Origin of the sequence: Streptomyces sp. NBC_00637 (genome assembly GCF_045161545.1) — a bacterium.
Taxonomy (GTDB): Bacteria; Actinomycetota; Actinomycetes; order Streptomycetales; family Streptomycetaceae; genus Streptomyces.
The window spans coordinates 1,872,044-1,893,485 of the sequence record NZ_CP109046.1 but is presented as its reverse complement, the minus strand read 5'-3'; the positions used below and the strand labels follow the sequence as shown (position 1 = coordinate 1,893,485).

16 protein-coding genes are annotated in these 21,442 nt (G+C 72.2%); 11 read left to right on the top strand and 5 right to left on the bottom strand.

Annotated features, from left to right (window positions below; translation table 11 throughout):
• Nucleotides 1-252: 252 nt before the first annotated feature.
• Both treY and glgX read right to left on the bottom strand, forming a co-directional pair.
• Complete coding sequence (gene treY, locus OG440_RS08055; RefSeq protein ID WP_406006148.1) at nt 253-2,610, bottom strand: malto-oligosyltrehalose synthase; 2,358 nt, start codon at nt 2,608-2,610, stop codon at nt 253-255.
• 80 nt (nt 2,611-2,690) lie between these two features.
• Complete coding sequence (gene glgX, locus OG440_RS08050; protein WP_406006147.1) at nt 2,691-4,799, bottom strand: glycogen debranching protein GlgX; 2,109 nt, start codon at nt 4,797-4,799, stop codon at nt 2,691-2,693.
• Nucleotides 4,800-4,996: 197 nt separating this feature from the next.
• Between glgX and OG440_RS08045 the strand changes: the two genes are divergently transcribed.
• From OG440_RS08045 to OG440_RS08030, 4 genes are all read left to right on the top strand, one after another.
• Entirely contained in the window at nt 4,997-5,815 is an 819-nt protein-coding gene (locus tag OG440_RS08045; protein WP_406006146.1) for a Tat pathway signal sequence domain protein, read from the top strand.
• Between the two features lie 76 nt (nt 5,816-5,891).
• On the top strand, nt 5,892-7,238 hold the full coding sequence (locus OG440_RS08040; RefSeq protein WP_406006145.1) for a copper amine oxidase: 1,347 nt from the start codon (nt 5,892-5,894) through the stop codon (nt 7,236-7,238).
• Nucleotides 7,239-7,309: 71 nt separating this feature from the next.
• Nucleotides 7,310-8,578 carry an SAV2148 family HEPN domain-containing protein gene (locus OG440_RS08035; protein WP_406011292.1) on the top strand — a complete coding sequence of 423 codons (1,269 nt, stop codon included), beginning with the start codon at nt 7,310-7,312 and terminating at the stop codon, nt 8,576-8,578.
• Nucleotides 8,579-8,687: 109 nt separating this feature from the next.
• The gene (locus OG440_RS08030; RefSeq protein WP_406006144.1) at nt 8,688-9,410 is read left to right on the top strand and encodes a 3'-5' exonuclease; all 723 of its coding nucleotides are present in this window, start codon (nt 8,688-8,690) and stop codon (nt 9,408-9,410) included.
• A gap of 99 nt (nt 9,411-9,509) precedes the next feature.
• Here the strand turns inward: OG440_RS08030 and OG440_RS08025 are convergent, their stop codons facing one another.
• Nucleotides 9,510-10,373 (bottom strand): phosphotransferase enzyme family protein, encoded by an 864-nt coding sequence (locus tag OG440_RS08025; RefSeq protein WP_406006143.1) that lies wholly within the window; start codon nt 10,371-10,373, stop codon nt 9,510-9,512.
• 176 nt (nt 10,374-10,549) lie between these two features.
• Here OG440_RS08025 and OG440_RS08020 point away from each other — a divergent pair, with 176 nt between their 5' ends.
• The 3 genes from OG440_RS08020 to OG440_RS08010 are packed head-to-tail and all read left to right on the top strand — an operon-like array spanning nt 10,550 to nt 13,589.
• Nucleotides 10,550-11,485 (top strand): carbohydrate ABC transporter permease, encoded by a 936-nt coding sequence (locus OG440_RS08020; RefSeq protein ID WP_406006142.1) that lies wholly within the window; start codon nt 10,550-10,552, stop codon nt 11,483-11,485.
• A complete protein-coding gene (locus tag OG440_RS08015; protein WP_406006141.1) occupies nt 11,482-12,315 on the top strand; it encodes a carbohydrate ABC transporter permease in 834 nt (277 codons plus the stop codon). The genes OG440_RS08020 and OG440_RS08015 overlap by 4 nt, the downstream gene beginning before the upstream one ends.
• On the top strand, nt 12,315-13,589 hold the full coding sequence (locus OG440_RS08010; RefSeq protein WP_406006140.1) for an ABC transporter substrate-binding protein: 1,275 nt from the start codon (nt 12,315-12,317) through the stop codon (nt 13,587-13,589). The genes OG440_RS08015 and OG440_RS08010 overlap by 1 nt, the downstream gene beginning before the upstream one ends.
• Before the next feature lie 108 nt (nt 13,590-13,697).
• On the opposite strand, the gene OG440_RS08005 is transcribed toward OG440_RS08010, so the two are convergent.
• Nucleotides 13,698-14,636 carry a DUF3152 domain-containing protein gene (locus OG440_RS08005; protein ID WP_406006139.1) on the bottom strand — a complete coding sequence of 313 codons (939 nt, stop codon included), beginning with the start codon at nt 14,634-14,636 and terminating at the stop codon, nt 13,698-13,700.
• A 140-nt stretch (nt 14,637-14,776) separates the two neighbouring features.
• On the opposite strand from OG440_RS08005, the gene OG440_RS08000 reads away from it, so the two are divergent.
• From OG440_RS08000 to mgt, 4 genes are all read left to right on the top strand, one after another.
• Complete coding sequence (locus OG440_RS08000) at nt 14,777-15,472, top strand: response regulator transcription factor (protein ID WP_406006138.1); 696 nt, start codon at nt 14,777-14,779, stop codon at nt 15,470-15,472.
• Between the two features lie 47 nt (nt 15,473-15,519).
• A complete protein-coding gene (locus OG440_RS07995) occupies nt 15,520-16,998 on the top strand; it encodes a sensor histidine kinase (RefSeq protein ID WP_406006137.1) in 1,479 nt (492 codons plus the stop codon).
• Nucleotides 16,999-17,308: 310 nt separating this feature from the next.
• The gene (locus OG440_RS07990) at nt 17,309-17,608 is read left to right on the top strand and encodes a hypothetical protein (RefSeq protein WP_406006136.1); all 300 of its coding nucleotides are present in this window, start codon (nt 17,309-17,311) and stop codon (nt 17,606-17,608) included.
• Between the two features lie 53 nt (nt 17,609-17,661).
• Entirely contained in the window at nt 17,662-18,867 is a 1,206-nt protein-coding gene (mgt, locus tag OG440_RS07985) for a macrolide-inactivating glycosyltransferase (RefSeq protein ID WP_406006135.1), read from the top strand.
• A gap of 151 nt (nt 18,868-19,018) precedes the next feature.
• Here the strand turns inward: mgt and OG440_RS07980 are convergent, their stop codons facing one another.
• On the bottom strand, nt 19,019-21,286 hold the full coding sequence (locus OG440_RS07980; RefSeq protein ID WP_406006134.1) for an MMPL family transporter: 2,268 nt from the start codon (nt 21,284-21,286) through the stop codon (nt 19,019-19,021).
• Between the last annotated feature and the right edge of the window lie 156 nt (nt 21,287-21,442).

Below are 21,442 nucleotides of genomic sequence, written 5' to 3'. Positions count from 1 at the left end.
GCCGGCCGGCCCACTGCTCTTTGACCGGCGTCACGCGACACCGCCCCCATTACATGCACCCGGCAGCCGCCTGTCAACGCCCAAGGCCCACGCCCACGCCCACGCCCAAGGCCCAAGGCCCAAGGCCCACGCCAAGGTCAAGCAGGGAGACCACGCAGCGAGACCACGCAGGCAGACCGCGGCTGAAGGCCGCCGCCCCGCCCCCCCCGGGGCCCGCTGCCGACGTCACCTCGCCGCGTCACCCTCTCCGCCTCACTCCGCCTCCCGCCGTTCCAGCAGCGCCACCGGCAGCCCCTCGAACAGTTCCGCCAGGCGCGCGTGGCCCGTGAACTCCCGCTCCGGAGCCAGCACGTCGGCCCAGGTCCCCGGCGGCAGGGCCAGCCTGGTCTCGCGCCAGCCGCCCGCCTCCGCCAGCCGCAGCGACAGCCGCGTCACGGCCGTCACCACCCGGCCGGAGCGCGCGAAGGCCAGACAGTGGGCCGCGGCCGTCCCCTCGGCGGACAGCGGCTCGTACCCGGCGGCCTCCCCGAAGACCTCGGGCCGCCGCCGGCGCAGCCGCAAAGCGGCGGCGGTCACCGCGCCCTTGGCGCCCGGTTCCTCCGGCGGGAACCGCACCGGGCGCCGGTTGTCCGGGTCCACCAGGACCCGGTACTCGCTCTCCGTGCCCTGGTAGACGTCCGGCACCCCGGGCATCGTCAGATGCACCAGCGCCGTACCGAGCACGTTCGCCCGGATGTGCGGCTCCAGCGCGTCGCGCAGCGCGGCCACCCGCTCGCCCGGCACCCCGCACGGCCCCGCCGTCACGAACGCCGCCACCGCCTCCTCGTACGCGGGCTCCTGCTCCGTCCAGCTCGTGTACAGCCCCGCCTCGCGCGCGTGCTTGAGCAGCGACTCCCGGACGCGCTCCGGGGCCGCCGGGCCGAGCCCGAAGACGGTCTGCCAGGCCGCCCACGCCAGCTGCCCGTCCGGTACGCCCTCCTCCGCGCGGGTGACCTCCTCCAGGAGGTCCGCCCAGCGCCGCGGGCACTCGGTGAGGACGGCGAGCGCGGCGCGCACGTCGGCGCTGCGCTTGGTGTCGTGGGTCGACACGACCGTCCCGGTGGCCGGCCAGTCGCGCTGCACGCGCGCGCAGTAGGCGTGGAAACCGACCGGGGACACGCCCGGCACGCCCGGGTCGCCGCCGACCTCGTTCGAGGCCAGCAGCGGCACATACCGGTAGAACGCGGTGTCCTCCACCGACTTGGCGCGCAATGCCGACGCCGTCTGCGCGAACCGTGCCCGGAACTCCGCCCCCGCCGCGCCCTCCCCGCCGAGCACCAGACCCCGCACCACGTCGACCGCGCCCGCCTCCTCCGGCACTACGAACGCCTGCCGCGCCTGCGCGGCCGCCTCCTCGGTCACGACGGCGGCCGGGTCGCCCGAGGTGTACGGCCGGTACACCTCCATGCGTACGAGCAGCTCCTCCAGCGCCGTGCGCAGCGCCCAGGGCGCCCGGTCGCGCAGCGCGGGGTCGGCCGACTCGGCGCTCACCCGGGACGCCACCCGCGTCAGCCGCTCGGTCTCGGCCGCCAGCTCGTGCGTGAGGACCTTGTACGCCGCCCGCCGCACCGTGGCGGCCCAGTCGCCGCCCCGGTCCGTCTGCGGGGCCGCAAAGCGCCGGTAGCGGGCCAGCAGCTCCCCGGCCCCCTCCGGGTCCGTGAACAGGCCGTCGATCTGGCGCAGGGAGTCGTAGCCGGTGGTGCCGGCCACCGGCCAGGAGCCGGGCAGGCGCTCCCCGTCGGCGAGGATCTTCTCGACCACCGTCCAGCGGCCGCCGCTCGCCGTGCGCAGTCGTTCCAGGTAGGCGTCGGGGTCGGCCAGGCCGTCGGGGTGGTCCACGCGCAGCCCGTCGACGACGCCCTCGTGCAGCAGCCGCAGGATCGTGCCGTGGGTGGCCTCGAACACCTCCGGGTCCTCCACCCGCACCCCGATGAGCTCGGAGATGCTGAAGAACCGCCGGTAGTTCAGCTCGGTGCGGGCCAGCCGCCACCACGCCGGCCGGTACCACTGGGCGTCCAGCAGCCGGGGCAGCGGCAGCCCCTCGGTGCCCGCCCGCAGCGGGAGGACGTGGTCGTGGTAGCGCAGGACGTCGCCGTCCACGCGCAGGTGCGCCAGCTCCTCGCCGACGGGGCCGCCGAGCACCGGGAGCAGCAGCCGGCCGCCCTGCGCCTCCCAGTCGATGTCGAACCAGCGCGCGTAGGGCGACTTCGGCCCCTCCCGCAGCACCTCCCACAGGGCGTGGTTGTGCCGCGGGGCCATCGCCATGTGGTTCGGCACGATGTCCACCACCAGCCCCAGCCCGTGCTCCCGCGCGGTGCCCGCCAGCGCCCGCAGCCCCTCCTCCCCGCCCAGCTCGGCCCGCACGCGGGTGGGGTCCACGACGTCGTAGCCGTGCGGGGAGCCCGGGACGGCCTCCAGGACGGGGGAGAGGTGCAGATGCGAGACGCCGAGGGAGGCGAGGTACGGCACGGCGGCCGCCGCGGCCCCGAACCCGAACTCGGGCTGGAGCTGCAACCGGTAGGTCGCCGTGGGCGGCACGGGAACGGAGGCGTCACGTCGCTCAGGGGTCATGACAACCTACGTACCCGTCCCGCCGCGTTTCGTGTCACACCCCCCTCCAGGCGGGTCGCCCCGTTCCCTGCACCGTTCGGCTAGGTCGGCCGCTGGAGCACCGTCATGCTCCGGTCCACCAGCGTCAGCCGGGCCCCGGCCTGCACCTTCGGCCCCGCGCCCGGCGCAGGCGCCTCCGGGTTCCCGGTGTCCACGACGACCTGCCACTGCCGCCCGTGGTCGACGGGTACGACGAACTCCAGGGCCTTCGCGGAGGCGTTGAACATCAGCAGGAAGGAGTCGTCGGTGATCCGTTCGCCGCGCGCGCCCGGCTCGGAGATCGCGTTGCCGTTGAGGAACACCGACAGCGCGGACGCCTGTGCCCGGTCCCAGTCCCGCGGCGCCATGTCCTTGCCCTCGGGAGTGAACCAGGCGATGTCCGACAGCTCGTCGTGCGTGCCCTCCACCGGCCGGCCGTGGAAGAAGCGGCGCCGCCGGAAGACGGGGTGCTCCTTGCGCAGCCGCACCAGCGCGCGCGTGAATTCCAGCAGCTCGCTGCCCTCCTCGGGCCACTGGACCCAGGCCAGCTCGCTGTCCTGGCAGTAGGCGTTGTTGTTGCCCTTCTGGGTGCGCCCGAACTCGTCCCCGTGGCTGATCATGGGCACGCCCTGGGACAGCATCAGCGTGGCGAGGAAGTTGCGCATCTGCCGGGCCCGCAGCTCCAGCACCCCGGGGTCGTCGGTCGGGCCCTCCGCGCCGCAGTTCCACGACCGGTTGTGGCTCTCGCCGTCCCGGTTGTCCTCCCCGTTGGCCTGGTTGTGCTTGTCGTTGTACGAGACCAGGTCGTGCAGGGTGAACCCGTCGTGGCAGGTCACGAAGTTGATGGAGGCCAGCGGGCGCCGGCCGTCGTCCTGGTAGAGGTCGGAGGAGCCGGTCAGCCGGGAGGCGAACTCGCCGACCGCGCGGGCCTCGCCCCGCCACACGTCCCGCACGGTGTCGCGGTACTTGCCGTTCCACTCGGTCCACAGCGGGGGGAAGTTCCCCACCTGGTAGCCGCCCTCGCCCACGTCCCACGGCTCAGCGATCAGCTTCACCTGGGACACCACCGGGTCCTGCTGGACCAGGTCGAAGAACGAGGAGAGCCGGTCCACCTCGTGGAACTGACGGGCCAGGGTCGCCGCGAGGTCGAACCGGAATCCGTCGACGTGCATCTCCGTCACCCAGTACCGCAACGAGTCCATGATCATCTGGAGGACGTGCGGGGACCGCATGAGCAGGGAGTTGCCCGTGCCCGTGGTGTCCATGTAGTAACGCGGGTCGTCCGTCAGCCGGTAGTACGACGGGTTGTCGATGCCCCGGAAGGACAGCGTCGGGCCCAGGTGGTTGCCCTCGGCGGTGTGGTTGTAGACCACGTCGAGGATGACCTCGATCCCCGCCTCGTGCAGCGCCCGCACCGCCGACTTGAACTCCAGGACCTGCTGACCGCGGTCGCCCCACGAGGCGTACGCGTTGTGCGGGGCGAAGAACCCGATCGTGTTGTAGCCCCAGTAGTTGTTCAGGCCCATGTCGACCAGCCGGTGGTCGTTGACGAACTGGTGCACCGGCATCAGCTCCAGGGCCGTCACCCCGAGCTCCGTCAGATGCTCGATGATCGCCGGGTGGGCCAGGGCCGCGTAGGTGCCGCGCAGCTCCTCCGGCAGCCCCGGGTGGCACATCGTCAGGCCCTTCACATGGGCCTCGTAGATCACCGTGTGGTGGTATTCGGTACGCGGCCTGCGGTCGTCGCCCCAGTCGAAGTAGGGGTTGACCACGACCGACGTCATCGTGTGGGGCGCCGAGTCGAGGTCGTTGCGCCGTTCGGGGGCGTCGAAGTGGTAGCCGTACACCTCCTCGCCCCACCGGATCGAGCCGCTGACCGCCTTCGCGTAGGGGTCGAGCAGCAGCTTCGCCGAGTTGCACCGCTGCCCGCGCGCGGGTTCGTAGGGGCCGTGTATCCGGAACCCGTACCGCTGTCCGGGCATGACGCCCGGCAGGTACGCGTGCCGGACGAACGCGTCGCTCTCGCGCAGTTCCACCGCCGTCTCCGAGCCGTCGTCGTGCAGCAGACACAGCTCTACTCGGTCCGCGGCCTCCGTGAAGACCGCGAAGTTCGTGCCGGCGCCGTCGTACGTGGCACCGAGGGGATACGCCTCTCCAGGCCAGACCTGCATGGACACGACTCTTTCAGTTGTCTCGCCCTGCCGGGGGCGCCTTGAGGTCGAGTCTCCAGGAAAGTGAGGGAACCACCTGTGACTTACGCCCCTCTTACCGACCGACCGGCGCACGGGACGACAGATGACACACGTCCGGTGCCGAACCAGTGGGGCAGACACGTACTCCCGGGCAACAGGGGGAGTAGGGGGAGATTGTGCGCACGACAGTGCGCCGCCACCTGGGCAAGGTGGTGGCGGGTACGGCCATCGCGGTGGCCGCGACGGCCGTGATGGTGGGGATCACCCTGCCGGGCACGGCGGGGGCGGACGACACAGGAGGCGGCAAGAACGGCCAGAGCACCGGACAGGCGGCCGGCCGGCAGCCGGGGGACACGGCGGCGGTACAGCCCGGTGTCGTCGAGGCGGCGCCCGCCGAGGGCGCGAAGGGCAAGGGCCGCGACCCGCTGACCGACGACGAGATCGCGCGCGTCGAGCAGATCGCGCTCGACCGGCAGAGCTTCCGCGCGAGCGAGGACGTGGACGGCGACCGCGGCCCGCAGCGCCTCGGCGTGGACCTCGCCGAGCCCGCGGAGGGCGAGGCGGACGACCCGGACGCGCCCCGGCGGGCGGTGGTGTCGTTCTACGACTACAAGAACGACACGCTCGTCACCAAGACCGTCAACCTCGACACCGGCAAGGTCGAGGGCACCGGCACCCGGCACGGCGTCCAGCCGCCGCTCGGTGCCGCCGAGCAGACCGAGGCCGCGCGCCTGCTGATCGCCGACCCGCTCGGCGCGGGCCTCAAGGCGGACTTCAAGGACGCCACCGGCAAGGAGCTCAGCTCCCCGGACCAGCTGCAGATCGCCGCGATGATCTACCGGGCGGTGCCGGGTGCCGAGCCCGCCGTCCTCGACCAGTGCGGGGAACACCGCTGCGTACGGCTGCTGCCGAAGGTCAGGAACGGCCCGTGGATCGACGCCCGGTCCCTGGTGATCGACCTCAGCACCGGCAAGGTCGCCCGGCTCACCGGCTGAATCCGTAGCCGTCCCACCACCACGTCCGTCGTCCGACGCGCCTCCCGCAGCGGGAGGCGAAGGGAGTCATGTCCTCATGCGTGTTCCGAATCCGACCGGCGGCCTCCGGCCGCAGGGCACCGGCCGTGCCCGCAGGAGTGCGGCCGTCGGCCTCTGTGCGGCCGCACTGGCCGCCGGCGCCGCCGCCGGAGCCGGCCCCGCCGCCGCCCAGCCGAAGGCGGCCCCCGCGGCGGCCGCCGACTGCAGCGCCGCCTACCGCATCGAACAGAAGCTCGCCACCGGCACGACCTGGCGCATGTGCTGGCGCTTCGAGGCCAAGTCCGGCCTGGTCCTGGAGAAGATCTCCTACCAGCCGCCCGGCGAGGCCAAGCCGATCAGGGTCCTCAACAGCGCCAAGATCGCCCAGATCCACGTGCCGTACGACGACGGCAAGAACGAGTACAACGACATCACCGACTACAACTTCGGCTCGGGCCTGGTCAACATGGCCCCCTCCGAGTGCCCCGGCGGGACCATCCGGACGGTGAAGGTCCCGGAGTCCTTCTCCGACAACCCGAACGTCAAGGGCCTGTGCACCACCACCCGTTCGCGTGGTCACGCCTACCGCATGCAGGCCGACACCGGGAACAAGGTCTTCCAGACCCAGGGCAAGGACCTGCTGATCTACACGGTCAACAAGGTCGGCTGGTACGAGTACATCACCGAGTGGCGTTTCTCCGACGACGGTGCCATCAACATGAACGTCGGCGCCACCGGCAGCCTCTCGCCCTTCGACTACGACGCGGGCGACGGCCGCGGCTGGCCGATAGGCAAGGGCGCCAAGTCTTACGCCACCAGCCACAGCCACAACGTCTTCTGGCGGCTCGACTTCGGCCTCGACGGCTCCTCGGCGACCAAGGTGGAGCAGTACGACTCGGTGGTCAGCCCGCCCGCCGGCGGCCAGCAGGGCCCGACCGCCAAGACCACCCGCACCGCCGTCACCAAGGAACTCGCGGGCGACGCGAAGAACATGCGCTGGTGGCGGGTGGTCAGCGCGACCGGCAAGAACAAGGACGGTCACGCCCGCTCCTACGAACTCGTCCCCGGCGCCACCACCAAGTACTCCGGGCGCAAGTTCACCCAGCACGACGTCTACTTCACCCAGTACAACCAGTGCGAGCAGTACGCCAGCAACAACGTCCGCGACTGCGGCAGCCCCCTGCACGGCACCTCCGTCGACAAATGGGTGAACGGACAGACCCTCACCCACCCCGTGACCTGGGTGAACGTGGGCTTCCACCACATCGCCCGGGACGAGGACCAGCAGCCCATGCCGGTCCACTGGCAGGGCTTCTCGCTCGTCCCCCGGGACGTCACCGCTATGAATCCGCTCACTCCGTCCGCGCTGGCGGGACAGAACGGTCAGTCGAACAGCGGTAGTTGAGAAACGACCTGTCCATCCGGCTGCACCGCCCGCCGCTCCCGGAGTACCCTTCCTTGATCGTTGGGACGGGGATGCTCGGGGGAGCGGAAGGCGGTGCGCGGGTGGGCTCGGGAGGGCTGGAGCTGCCCCCTGGTGACGAGGGTCACGAGGGGGGCTCCGCAGACGTCCCGCCCGGCACGGTGTCCCTGGCCCGGCCGATGGAGACGAACGCCATCGGACCGGAGCTGGACTGGGATGCCGACGCCTGGCGCGAGGTACGCACCCGCGCCCAGCGGGCCGGCCGGGCCTATATCTGGCTGAACCTCGTCGAACAGCGGCTGCGCGCCGTCGTGGCCGCCGTCCTGCGGCCCATCTACGAACCCGTCCACGGCGACGAGTGGGTGGTCGCCGCGGCCGGACCCGCCGGCCAGGAGTGGGTGCAGCGCGCGGTCGCCGTGCGCGAAGTCAGCCGCCGCAAGGGCTACTTGCTGGACCCGGCCGACGACAACGTGGTCTCCTTCCTCACGCTGCCGCAGCTGCGCGAGCTGATGGTGCAGCACTGGCCGTGCTTCGAGCCCTACTTCGACGACCGCCGGGACGTCGAACTGGCCCTGGACGAGCTGGAGGTGACCCGCAACGTCGTCTCCCGCAACCGGGCCCTGTCCGAGGCCGTCCTCGGCCAGGCCGAGCGGGCCTCCGCGCGCCTGCTGGAGATGCTCGGCACCAGCGGCGACGTCCCCTCGGCGCGCCGGCTGCCCGTCGACGCCGTCGAGGACCTCGTCGGCGACCGGTACGCGGACGTGGTCGCCGTCCACTCCGACCGGGTGCGGCTGCTGCGCCGGTTCCCCGCCGAGGACATCTTCGACGGCGCCCGCCGCCTCGACGCCATCGGCATCGGCCTCAACCTGCTCGTGCAGAACTTCTCCGGCCGCCGCCTGGTCCGCCTCGCCGAGGGCGGCTCCCGCGTCCGGCTGCTGTTCCTCAACCCGGCGTCCAGCGCCGTCAAGCGCCGCGAGCGCGAACTGGGCATGAAGAGGGGCGAGTTGAGCCGGGCGGTGGAGATGAACATCCTGCACATGCGCCGGGTGCGCGCCAGGCTGCGGGACCCGGGCGCCTTCCAGATCCAGGTGTACGACGAGACGCCCCGCTTCACCGCCTACCTGGTCGACGGCGACGGCACCGACGGCATCGCGGTGATCCAGTCCTATCTGAGGCGCATGCGCGGCATGGAGGCGCCGGTGCTGGTACTGCGCAACGGCAACCGGGTCGTCAAGCCGGGCGAGGTGGACGACGGCGGACTCTTCTCGGCATATCGCGAGGAGTTCGAGCTGGCCTGGGCGGACTCGCGGCCGGTGTCCTGAATTATCCGTTTCGGCCCGGCGGCAAGCGGAACGCGGTCCTCTGGTTGTCAGTGGCGCATGCGAGGGTGGAGACCACTGGGGGAAAGCACCACCAAGAAGGGGGGCCACCATGGCCTGGTACCGGGAGCTGCTTGTCGGCTTCGACCTGGAGACGACCGGGACGGACCCGCGCGAGGCGCGCATCGTCACGGGAGCCGTGATCGAGGTCAGGGACGGGCAGGTCCTGGGACACCGCGAGTGGTTGGCGGACCCGGGCGTGGAGATACCGGCGGACGCGGTGGCGGTGCACGGGATCAGCAACGAGCGGGCCGCCGGCGAGGGCGCCCCCGCCGACCGGGTCGCGGACGCGATCGCCGACGTCCTCGCGGGCTACTGGCGCACCGGCGTCCCGGTCGTCGCCTACAACGCCGCCTTCGACCTGACCCTGCTCTCCGCCGAACTGCGACGCCACGGCCTGCCGTCCCTGCGCGACCGCCTGGGCGGCCTGGACCCGGCGCCGGTCGTCGACCCGTACACCATCGACCGCTCGGTCGACCGCTACCGGCGCGGCAAGCGCAACCTGGAGGCGGTCTGCGCCGAGTACGGCGTCCTGCTCGACTCCGCGCACGACGCCTCCGCCGACGCCCTCGCGGCCGCCCGCCTCGCCTGCGCGATAGCCGGCCGCCACCCCAAGGTCGCGGCCCTCGGCCCGGCGGAGCTGCACCGCCGCCAGATCGAGTGGTACGCCGAGTGGGCGGCGGACTTCCAGAGCTTCCTGCGCCGCAAGGGGGAAGCGGACGCGGTGATCGACGGCGCCTGGCCGGTCCGGGAGCCGGCGGAGAAGACCGTCTGACGCCGCCGCGGCCCGCCCGCCCTCACCGCTCGTCGGACGGGGACCCGTCGGCGTGCCTCCCGGCCCGGGCGGCGGCCCGCCACGCCCGCAGCACCCGGATCAGAACGGATACCACCGCACCGCCTCGTCCCCGTCGCGCAGCGACGCCACCCGACGCCGGAACTCCGTCAACGCCTGGGGATTCGTGGGCGCGTGCTGGGCGACCCAGGCGCAGCTCGCGGTCTCGCGGGCGCCCCGCAGGACCGTGCAGCCCGCCCACTCCCGCACGTCCCAGCCGTAGGCCTCGGTGAAGGTGTCGTAGGCCTCGGCGGGCAGCCCGTACCGGTCGCGGGAGAGCGCCATGACCACCAGGTCGTGCTCGCGCAGATCGGCCGACACCGTCTCCAGATCGACCAGGACCGGACCGTCGGGCCCGATGTGCACATTGCGGGGCAGCGCGTCGCCGTGGATCGGGCCGGGCGGCAGATGCGGGGTGAGCGCGGCGGCGGCCGCGGCGAAGCCGTCGCGGCGCTCGCGCAGATAGGCCGCGTCCGCCGGGTCGACGGCGTCGCCCGCGAGCCGCAGCCAGCGTTCGACCCCCGACAGCAGATCACGCGCGGGCAGGCCGAAGCCGGGGGCGGGCAGCGCGTGCACGAGGCGCAGGAGTTCGGCCAGATCCCGCGGTTCGGCGGGGCGCACGGGGTCGGGCAGCCGGTGCCACACGGTCACCGGGTGCCCCTCGACCAGCCGCGGCGCGGGCTCGGCGGCCCGCACCGCCGGGACGCCCGCTTCGGCCAGCCAGACGGCGACGTCCAGTTCGCGCCGGGCCCGGTCGAGGAGCTCGGCGGCCCGGCCCACCTTCACCACCAGGTCACCGGCGGCGAACACGGCGTTCTCGCCCAGGGCGAGGAACCGCGCCTCTGCCGCCGGACCGGGCAGAACCGCCGCCGCGGCGAGTACGTCCCGCGCCCGTGCCTCGTCCATCGTCCGCCTCCGTGTGGTGCGCCGCCCCGGTCTGCCGGACGGCGTCGGGATCCGGCCATCCGACGGCCAGTGTCGCATTCGCACAGATCGGGCCGTGCGCAAGGTCTCTTGACGGGGTACAGCACCTTCACGACCATGGCGGGGCCCGTCACAGCCGCGGGAAGGGGGCCGATCCGGTGTCGTCGGCGACCGAGAAGAGACGGACCGTACGTCGCGCGTCCGGCACCGGCCCGCCGCGCGGCACCGCGGGCCACGGCGCGTGGTTCCTCGTCCTCCCCGCCCTGATCCCCATCCTGGCCCTGAGCGTCGGCCCGCTGCTCTACGGGATCCTGCTGGCGTTCACCGACGCCCAGTCGGGCCGCACCGCGCCCACCCGCTGGATCGGCGTCCTCAACTTCTCCGACCTGCTGCACGACACGCTGTTCTGGGAGTCGTTCCGGATCGGCCTGGTCTGGGCGGTCGGGGTGACCGTCCCGCAGTTCCTGCTCGCCCTCGGCCTCGCCCTGCTGCTCGACCAAGACCTGCGGCTGCGCTGGCTGGCCCGCGCCCTCGCGATCATCCCCTGGGCGATGCCCGAGGTCGTGGTCGGCGTCATGTGGCGGCTCGTCTACAACCCGGACGCCGGCATCCTCAACGAGACCCTGCGCGACCTGGGTCTGGGCGACGGGCGGGACTGGCTCAGCGGACTGGCGACCGCCCTGCCCGCGGTGATCGTCGTAGGCGTGTGGGCGGGCATGCCGCAGACCACGGTCGCCCTGCTCGCCGGCCTCCAGAACACCCCGAGGGAACTGCACGAGGCTGCCGCGGTGGACGGCGCGGGCGCCTGGCGCCGGTTCCGGACGGTCACCTGGCCGGCCCTGCGCCCCATCGCCCTCGCCATCACGGCTCTGAACTTCATCTGGAACTTCAACTCCTTCGCCCTGGTCTATGTGCTGACCAACGGCGGACCCGGCGGACGCACCCGGCTGCCCATGCTCTTCGCCTACGAAGAGGCCTTCCGCTACGGCCAGTTCGGGTACGCGGCGGCGATGGGCTGTGTGATGGTCGCGGTGATCTCGGTGTTCCTCGCCCTGTTCCTGGTGGGCCGGATCCGGGGAGGTGACGAGGCGTGAGAACCCGCCGCGCGGCCCGGGCCGGACAGTACACCGCCCTGCTCGGCTACCTCGTCTTCCTCGCCTTCCCCTTCCTCTGGCTGCTCTCCGTCGCGTTCAAGCCGGCGCGCGAACTGGGCAGCCTGCACCCCACCTGGATCCCCGAGCACCCCACCCTCGACAACTTCCGCCAGGCGTTCGACGAACAGCCCCTGCTGCACGCCGCGCTGAACTCCCTGCTCGCCGCGGTGAGCGCCGCCCTGATCGCCGTGGCCGTCGCCACCCCGATGGCGTACGTCATGGCCCGCCGGCGCTCCCGGCTCGCGCGGGCCGCGTCCGGCTGGGTGGTGGTCAGCCAGGCCTTCCCGTTCGTGCTGGTGATCATCCCGCTGTTCCTGGTGCTGAAGAACCTGCGGCTGATCGACTCCGTGCCGGGACTGGTGCTGGTGTACGTGGTGTGGGCGCTGCCCTTCGCGCTGTGGATGCTCGTCGGATACGTCCGGGCCGTCCCCGTCGAGCTGGAGGAGGCGGCGGCGATCGACGGCGCCGGGCGGCTGCGGACGCTGGTCTCGGTGACGGCGCCGCTGCTCGCTCCGGGGATCGTGGCGACGGGGCTGTTCGCGTTCATCACGGCGTGGAACGAGTTCTTCTTCGCGCTGGTGCTGCTGAAGTCCCCGGGGAAGCAGACCCTGCCGGTCGTCCTGACCCACTTCATCGGCACGGAGGGCGTCGCCGATCTCGGCCCCCTGGCCGCCGCCGCCCTCCTCGCCACCCTGCCCTCACTGGTCGTCTTCGCGATCGTCCAGCGAAGGATCACGGGCGGCATGCTCGCCGGGGCGGTGAAGAGCTGATGCGGATCCGAGCGCTGATCGTGGCCGTCCTGCTGCTTCTCGCGGGCTGTACCGCCGGTGGCGGCGGGGACGACGGCCGTATCACCCTCCGCTTCCAGTCCCTGGCCTGGCAGGAGGAGTCCGTCCAGGCCAACAAGGACCTGGTGGAGGAGTGGAACGCCACCCACTCCGACGTCAAGGTCGAGTACGTCCAGGGGAGTTGGTCGAGCGTCCACGACCAGCTGCTCACCTCCTTCGAGGGCGGCGAGGCCCCCGACATCATCCACGACGCCTCCGACGACCTCGCCGACTTCGCCTACGGCGGCTACCTCGCCGACCTGACCGACCTGCTGCCGGCCCGCCTCAAGTCGGACATACCGCAGCGCAGTTGGGAGACGACCACCTTCGGCGACGGCGTCTACGGTGTGCCGTTCCTCCAGGAGCCGCGCGTCCTCGTGGCCAACGCGACCTGGCTGAAGCGCTCCGGCGTACGGATCCCCACCCCCGAACACCCGTGGAGCTGGGCGGAGTTCCGGCAGATCACGCGGCGGCTCGGCGGCGCCGGGAAGTACGGCGTGGCCTGGCCTCTGAAGGAGCCCGTCTCCGCCACCCTCAACCTCTCCCTGTCGGCGGGTGGACGGCTCTTCCACCGGGGAGCGGACGGAAAGGTCACCGTCCGCTTCGAGGACGGCGACGAGGTCGTCCCGCGCACCATCCACGACCAGGTCGACACCGACCGCAGCGCCTCACCCACGACGCTGGGCAGCGGGGGCTCGGACACCCTGCCGGGCTTCTTCGGCGGCCGGTACGCGATGGTCCCGCTCGGGTTCTCCTACCGTCAGCAGATCGTGCAGCAGGCGCCCGAGGGGTTCGACTGGCAGGTGCTGCCCGCCCCCGCGGGCGCCGACGGACTCGCCCAGGGCGTCAGTCCGCAGACGCTGTCCGTCGCCGAGGACAGCGCGCACAAGAAGGAGGCGGCGGCGTTCCTCGACTTCCTGCTGCGGCCGAAGAACATGGTGCGCCTCGCGCTGGGCGACTGGATGCTGCCGACCGGCACGCGGGCACTCGCCGACCCGGCCCTGCACACGGCGAAGGACGACTGGGCGACCGGTACCGCCCTCGCCGAGCACCTGCGTCCTGCGCCCGCCCAGTCCGTCCGGGGCTATCCCGAGTGGAAGGACAAGGTCGCCACCCCCGCGTTCCAGGAGTACTACAGCGGGGCGATCGGTCTCGGGGAACTGCGCGAGCGGCTCGAGAAGGACGGCAACCTGGTGCTGGCCCGCTACCAGCGCTGAACGACCGGGCGAGGGGCACCGGATCCGCGCCGGGCGCCGGGCGCCGAGCGGCAGTGGCGAGCGGGGAGTGCCGGGCGCCGGGCGGCAGTGGCGAGCGGCGGGCCGGCCTCACGGAACGGCGGGGCCGGTGAGGAACCGCCCCTGGTCGTCGTACGGCCAGACGTTGGGCACACAGCCGTCCATGCCCTTGATCTGCTGCATCATAGCCGGGGCCGGCTTGCCCGGGCCGGGGCAGCCGACGTGGCCGTGGCCGAGGAAGTGGCCCACCTCGTGGTTGACGATCAGGGCGCGATACGCGGTGACGTCCCGGGCGTAGACGGGGGTGGCCAGCAGCCAGCGCTTGAGGTTGACCATGACGTTGTCGGCCACGTTGCAGTTGACCTCGCCGCCGGTGTCCAGTCCGTATTGACCGCAGATCTCGTCCACGGTGGCGGGTGTCGCGACCCGTACGACGAAGTCGGTGGTGCCGCCGGAGACCCGCTGGAACGCCGAGCGGCCGTCCGCCGTCCAGCCGCGCCGGTCGCCGAGGATGCCCTCCACCTGCCGGGCCACGTCCGTGGCGGACAGGTCGAGGCCGTCCTCGACGTCGACCCGGTAGCGCAGGGCCGTGCCACGGCCCACCTTGGCGCTCGAACCCGACGCGGTGGTGAAGGTGCCCGGTCCCGACGCCGGGATGTCCGACGCGGACGACCCGGCGGTCGCGCTGTCGGAGGTTCCGCCCGACGGACTGCCGGACGGGCTCGTGGACGGACCGGCGGGAGGTGTGCCCGAGCCGGCCCCGGCGGTGCCGGCCGTCGGCCCGCTGGAGGCGGGGCCGGACGCCGCGGATCCGCTCGGCCCCGCGGACGCGGTGGAGCGACCCCCTGCCGAAGCCCCGCCCGCGTCGGCGGACGTCCAGCCCGCGGCCGCGAAACCGGCGGCGCACAGTACGGCCAGCGCGGCCGCTCCGCCCCACAGCGAACCCTTCCGGGCGCGTCGGCCGCGGGCGTGCGCGTGGCCGCTCCGACGGCGACGGGCGGAGGAAGGCGTTGCTTTGTGCGCGGTCATGGTTGTTCAGATTGTGATCGCCATGTGATCGGATCTGGCCCGTATGATAACGAAAGGGTAACGACCCGACCGGTTCCGTTTCATGTGATCATCCGGTAACAGCGCTCCGAACGGGCCGACGCGGTACGGATACTGAGCGCATGCCACGAGTTCTGCTGATCGAGGACGACCGTGCCGTGCGGGACGGGGTCGGCCTCGCGCTGCGCCGTCAGGGTCACGAGGTCGCCGCCGCCGAGACCGGGGAGGACGGCCTGGACCGGCTGCGGTCCTTCCGGCCCGACGTCGTGGTGCTGGACCTGATGCTGCCCGGCATGACCGGCCTGGACGTCTGCCGCAGGATGCGTGTGCTCGACCAGACGCTGCCGATCATCATGGCGACCGCGCGGGGCGACGACGAGGACATCGTTGTCGGTCTGGAGGCCGGCGCCGACGACTACGTGGTCAAGCCCGTGCCGGCCCGGGTGCTCCAGGCCCGGATCCGCGCCGTCCTGCGCCGGGCGGCCGGCGTCACACCCGCCGACGGCGGCATACCGAAGATCGACACCTACGGCGACCTGGCCGTCGACCGGGCAGGGCTCTCGGTCACCTGGCAGGGTGCGCCGGTCGCCCTCGCCCCCTCCGAACTCCGGCTGCTGCTGACCCTGTCGGCCTCGCCCGGCCAGGTGTTCAGCCGGCAGCAACTCCTGGAGGCGGTCTGGCAGCACAGCTACCACGGCGACGCGCGCCTGGTGGACGCCTGCGTGAAGCGGCTGCGCGCCAAGCTGGGCGAACCCCCGCGCGAACCCCGCCACATCCACACGGTCCGCGGCTTCGGCTACCGGTTCGCCTCGCGGTGAGGCCCCTGGGAACCAGGATCGGAACACATCGGCTACGGGGGCTGCGCGTGCGCCTGGTGGTGGCCTTCGCGCTGGTGGCCGCCGTCACCGCCACGACCACCGGCGCGCTCACCTTCCGGGAGGCGCGCACGGGGGTGCTCCAGCAGAGCCAGGACACCGTCATCCAGCAGCTGCGCACCCACGTGACACGGCTCGCCCCCGAGCTGGTCCTGCCGGCCAGTCGGGACGCGCTGCGGCGGTTCGCCGCCGACGTGGCCGCCGCAGAGCCGTCGGGCGCCTGGCGCGTACTCGTCGTCTACCGCGGGCTGCGGGTCACGTCCGTCCCCGACGACCCGTTCGAGGAACTGACACCCGCCCTGCGCGAGGCGGTCGACTCCCGGTCGGCGACCGTCTTCCAGCGGGTGAACCGCGCGGACCACACCGCGCTCGTCGTCGGCATGTCGGTCGCCTTCGGCTCCGCCGAGGGGAGCGGTTGGCCCCTCTCCGGCCTCCAGGTGTTCCTGACGGTGCCGCAGACCACCGAACAGGCCTACGTGGACGCCCTGGTGACCGCGGCCGAGCGGGCCGCCGTCCCCGCCCTGGCCCTCGCCGTCCTGCTCGCCCTGCTCGCCGCCCGCGGGGTGCTGCGGCCGGTACGCGCGCTGCGCCACGCCACGCGCAGCATCGCCGAGGGCCGACTGGACACCCGGCTCGCCGTCGACGGATCGGACGAACTGGCCGAGCTGTCCCACACGTTCAACGAGACGGCCGCCGCGCTGGAGGAGTCGGTGGCCGAACTGCGCGGCATGGAGGCCCGGGCCCGCCGCTTCGCCGCGGACGTGTCGCACGAGCTGCGCACTCCGCTGGCCGCCATGTCGGCCGTCACCGACGTGCTCGACGAGGACGCCGCCGGCCTGGACCCGGACACCGCCACCGCGGTCCGGCTGATCAGCGAGGAGACCGTGAAGCTGGCCCGGCTCGTGGACGACCTGATGGAGATCTCCCGCTTCGACGCCGGCGCGGCCGTGCTGCACGCGGACGAGATCGACCTCGCCGAGTCCCTCCGGCGCACCCTCGCCTCCCGGGGCTGGACCGACACGGTGGAGGCCCGCCTGCCGGAGCCGGACGCGCTGCGCGGACGCGTGGACCCGCGTCGCCTCGACGTCGTCGTCGCCAACCTGGTCGGCAACGCCCTGCGGCACGGCGCCCGCCCGGTGCGGTTGAGTCTGCGCGAGGGCGAGCGGTCGGGGACCGGGCGGCGGGTGGTCATCGAGGTGCTGGACAGCGGGCCCGGCATCCCCGACGACGTTCTGCCCCATGTCTTCGAACGTTTCTACAAGTCGGACGCCGCCCGGTCCCGGACCGAGGGCAGCGGGCTGGGACTGGCGATCACCGAGGAGAACGTACGGATGCACGGCGGCACCGTCCGGGCGGCGAACCGGCCGGAGGGCGGCGCCGTCTTCACGGTCGAACTCCCGCTGCGGCGGAACGAGTCGGCACCGGACGGGGCGACCCCGGACGAGGCGACGCGGGAGGGGCGGGCATGAGGGCCGTACGGCGAGCCGTGATGCTGTGCGTGCCGGCGCTGTGCGGGCTGGTCTCCTGCGGGATCCCGGCGACCGGGGTGGTGGAGGCGGGCGGACCCGCGCACGGAGTCGTGCCGATGGTGCGGGTCTATCTCGTCGAAAACGGTTCCCTGGTCGCCGTCCCCCGCAGGGCCGTCGGTGTGGTCGACGCGGAGTCCGCGGTGAGGCTCCTCCTGGAGGGCCCGACGGCCACGGAACGGACGAAGCGACTGAGCACGCTGCTGCCCCCTCGGCGGACGCCGCGCCGCTCGCCCCCGCGCCCGTCGCGAGCATGGCCCCCGCCACCGGTCCGTCCGATGGCCGCGCCGCCGAGGCCCGGGCGCCGGCCACCGTGTCGGTGGACCCGCGAAGCGGCGTGATCTCGATCCGACTGCGCCATGTCGCACAGGAGTTGCCCGACCTCGCGCTGGCGCAGCTGATCTGCACGGCGGCCGAGGCGCAGCGCACCACGGACACCGGCACCGGCGTCGACACCGACGCAAACGCAAACGCAGCGACGGTGACCGTGAAGGTGACGGACGCGCGCGGGCGGAGCGCCGAAGGGTCCGACGAGCGCTGCCCCGACGGCTGAACCGCACCCCCTTGAGGTTGCACGAGACGTCTCGTCTCGTTAGTGTCGACGACATGACCAGTCGCCCCGCCCATCTCGCCATGTTCTCCATCGCCGCCCACGGCCACGTGAACCCGAGCCTCGAGGTGATCCGCGAGCTCGTCGCACGCGGGCACCGGGTGACGTACGCGATCCCGCTCGTCTTCGCCGAGAAGGTCGCCGGTACCGGAGCCGAGGTCAAGCCGTGGCACTCGACGCTGCCCTCGCCCGACGACGACCCCTCCGCCTGGGGGAGCACCCTCCTCGACAACGTCGAGCCCTTCCTGGCCGACGCGATCCAGGCCCTGCCCCAGCTGATCGAGGCGTACGACGGGGACGAGCCGGACCTGGTGCTGCACGACATCACCGCCTACCCCGCCCGCGTCCTCGCCCACCGCTGGGGGGTGCCGGCGGTCTCCCTCTCGCCCAACCTCGTGGCCTGGGAGGGCTACGAGGAGGAGGTCGCCGGGCCGATGTGGGCGGAGCCGAGGGAAACGGAGCGCGGAAAGGCTTACTACGCACGGTTCCACGCCTGGCTGGAGGAGAACGGGATCACCGAACACCCCGATCCCTTCGTCGGCCGCCCGGCCCGGTCCCTCGTGCTGATCCCCAAGGTGCTCCAGCCGCACGCCGACCGTGTCGACGAAAGCGTTTACACGTTCGTCGGCGCCTGCCAGGGCGACCGCGCCGCCGAGGGGGGATGGACGCGCCCCGAGCGGGCGGAGAAGGTCGTCCTCGTCTCGCTCGGCTCGACCTTCACCGACCAGCCGGACTTCTACCGGGACTGCGTGCGCGCCTTCGGTGACCTGCCCGGCTGGCACCTCGTCCTCCAGGTCGGCAGCCGCGTCGACCCCGCCACGCTGGGCGCCGTACCCGACAACGTCGAAGTGTGTTCCTGGGTACCGCAGTTGGCGGTGCTGAAGCAGGCCGACCTGTTCGTCACGCACGCCGGCGCGGGCGGCAGCCAGGAAGGGCTGGCCACGGCCACCCCGATGATCGCCGTCCCGCAGGCCGTCGACCAGTTCGGCAACGCGGACATGCTCCAGGGGCTCGGGGTGGCCCGGCGGATCGCCACCCCCGAGGCGACGGCCGCGAACCTGCGGGAAGCCGCCCTCGCACTCGTCGACGACCCGGAGGTCGCCCGTCGGCTCAAGGTGATCCAGGCGGAGATGGCGGACGAGGGCGGCACCCGCCGGGCGGCCGACCTCATCGAGGCCGAGCTGGAGAGAAAGGGTTTCTGAAACGGTTCCCGACCGGGTACGAGCGGGTGCGACCGGGTGCCGACCGTGTGCCGAGCCCGCGTACCGCATCGGGCACGAGTGAGGGCCCGTTGACTCCCCCGGGAGGTCAACGGGCCCTCGGTTCATGTTGCTTCGGTCGACGCGACCGGCGTCAGACCCGCAACGGCTCGCCCTCGTCGTCCCGCGTCACCGGCGCGACCGCCTCCGGCGACTCGTCGTGCGTGAAGTCGGGCAGCCACTGAAGCCACTTCGGCAGGTACCAGTTGCGCTCGCCCAGCAGCGCCATCACGGCCGGGAGCAGCACACCCCGGATGATCGTCGCGTCGATCAGCACCGCGGCCGCCAGGCCCACACCCATCTGCTTCATGGACTGCATGGACAGCGTCCCGAAGATCGCGAACACGGCGACCATGATGACCGCGGCGCTGGTGACCACACCGGCCGTGGTGACCACACCGTGCTTGATGGCCTCGTTCGTCGAACGGCCCCGCATCCGCGCCTCACGGATCCGCGAGACCACGAACACGTGGTAGTCCATCGACAGTCCGAAGAGGATCACGAAGAGGAACAGCGGCAGCCAGGTGATGATGGCGCCGACGCCCTCCGCGCCCACCAGCGACGCGCCCCAGCCGTGCTGGAACACGGCGACCAGGATTCCGTAGGCGGCGCCCACAGACAGCAGGTTGAGCACGATCGAGGTGATCGCGACCGTCAGCGAGCGGAACGACAGCAGCATCAGGAGGAAGGCGAAGACCACGACGAAGGCGAAGACGGGAGCGACGGCTCCGGCCAGCTGGTCGTTGAAGTCCTTCGAACCGGCCACCTGCCCGGTGATCGGCGCCTGGAGACCGTCGACCTTGCCGAGTGTGGCGGGCCGCACCTCGTCGCGCAGCGTGTCCAGGCTCTTGCCCGCCTTGTCCAGGTCGGAGCCGCCGACCAGCGGAACGTACACGTACGCGATGTTCTGCGCGTCGTGCAGCTTGATCTCGACCGGGCCGCAGGAGGCGCCCGAGCTGACCGCCTGTGCCTTGAACTGCTCGAGCGCGGTCTTCACCTCGGCGGCGTTGATGTCGTCCGCCTTGACGATCACCTCGGCCGGTTCGGAACCGCCCGGGAAGGCGTCGTTGACCCGGTTGTAGGTCTGCACGATCGGCAGCGAGTCGCCGAACTCCTGGTCCAGCGTGAGGTTCTGGGTCTTCATGCCGACCGCCGGAGCGGCGATCGCGAGCAGTGCGCCGGCCGCCACGACCAGCGACACGCCGGGCTTGGCGAGGACGACCTTCAGGACGGCGCTCCAGAACCGGCTGCCCTCGGCGGCGCGTCCGCCGTTGCCGTGCTTACGACGCTTGTCGGGGTGCAGGAACGGGATGCGACCCTTCTCCACCCGGTGCCCGAGCAGCGACAGCAGCGCCGGAAGCACGGTCACCGAACCGACCATGGCGACCGCGACCACCATCAGGGAGGCCAGGCCCATCGCCTCGAACGTCGCGAGACCGGTGAACAGCATGCCCGCCATCGCCACACACACGGTGACTCCGGAGACGATCACGGCACGGCCACTGGTCGCCGCGGCGATCCTGAGAGCGGTTTCGGGATCACGTCCCGCGGCCCGCTCCTCGCGCTCCCGGCGCAGGTAGAACAGGCAGTAGTCGACACCGACGGCCAGACCGACCAGCAGCATCACGGAGCTCGCCGTGTCGTCCATCGGCTGGAAGTGGCTGACGATGCTCATCAGGCCCATCGTCGCCATGATCGCGGTGACCGCGAGCGCCACCGGCAGCAGCGCGGCCACCAGCGCGCCGAACGCGATCAGCAGAATGCCCAGGGCCACCGGCACGGCCGAGTACTCCGCCTGCTGGAAGTCGTCGCCGAACGCGTCGTCGAACGTCTTCATCATGCTGGCGCCGCCGATCTCCTCGATCCGCAGCGTGGAGTGGTCCTTGCCCACTGCCTCGACGGCATCGAGAACCGGCTCGACCCGCTCGCCCGCGGTGTCGGAGTCGCCCCGCATGTCGAACTGCACGAGCGCGCTGTGACCGTCCCGGGAGATCGTGTCGGCGTCGTAGGGCGAGGTCACGTCGGTGACCTCGCCGGTCTTGTCCACGGCGGCGACGACCGCGGCGACGGCGGCCTTGAACTCCGGGTCCGTGGCCTTGACCGAGCCGTCCTTCGACTGGATGAGGACCGTCTCACCGGCCGGCTCGTCGATGCCGGCGTCCTCCACGATCCGGGCGGCCGTATGGGTCTCGCCCCCGAGCTGGTCGCTCTCCTTGACCTCGACCGTGCCCGCCGCCGAACCGATCCCCACGGCCAGGACGACGAACAGCACCCAGAGGCCGACCGCGGCCCATCGGTGCCGGGCACTCCAGCCGCCGGCCCGCGCGGCGATGCCCCGCACCCGTATATCTCCGTTCCCCATGGCCTGCCCTCTTGTGATGCGGTGTCAGCCCCCTGCCGCCACCTTTCGATTCGAAGGTATGGCCTGGATAAAGCCATCTCGTCGTGCTGCCCGGTGAGGTGCCGGACCCCCGACTCCTCCCGTCGGACCCCGCCGTCTCACCGCAGGGGAGGACAC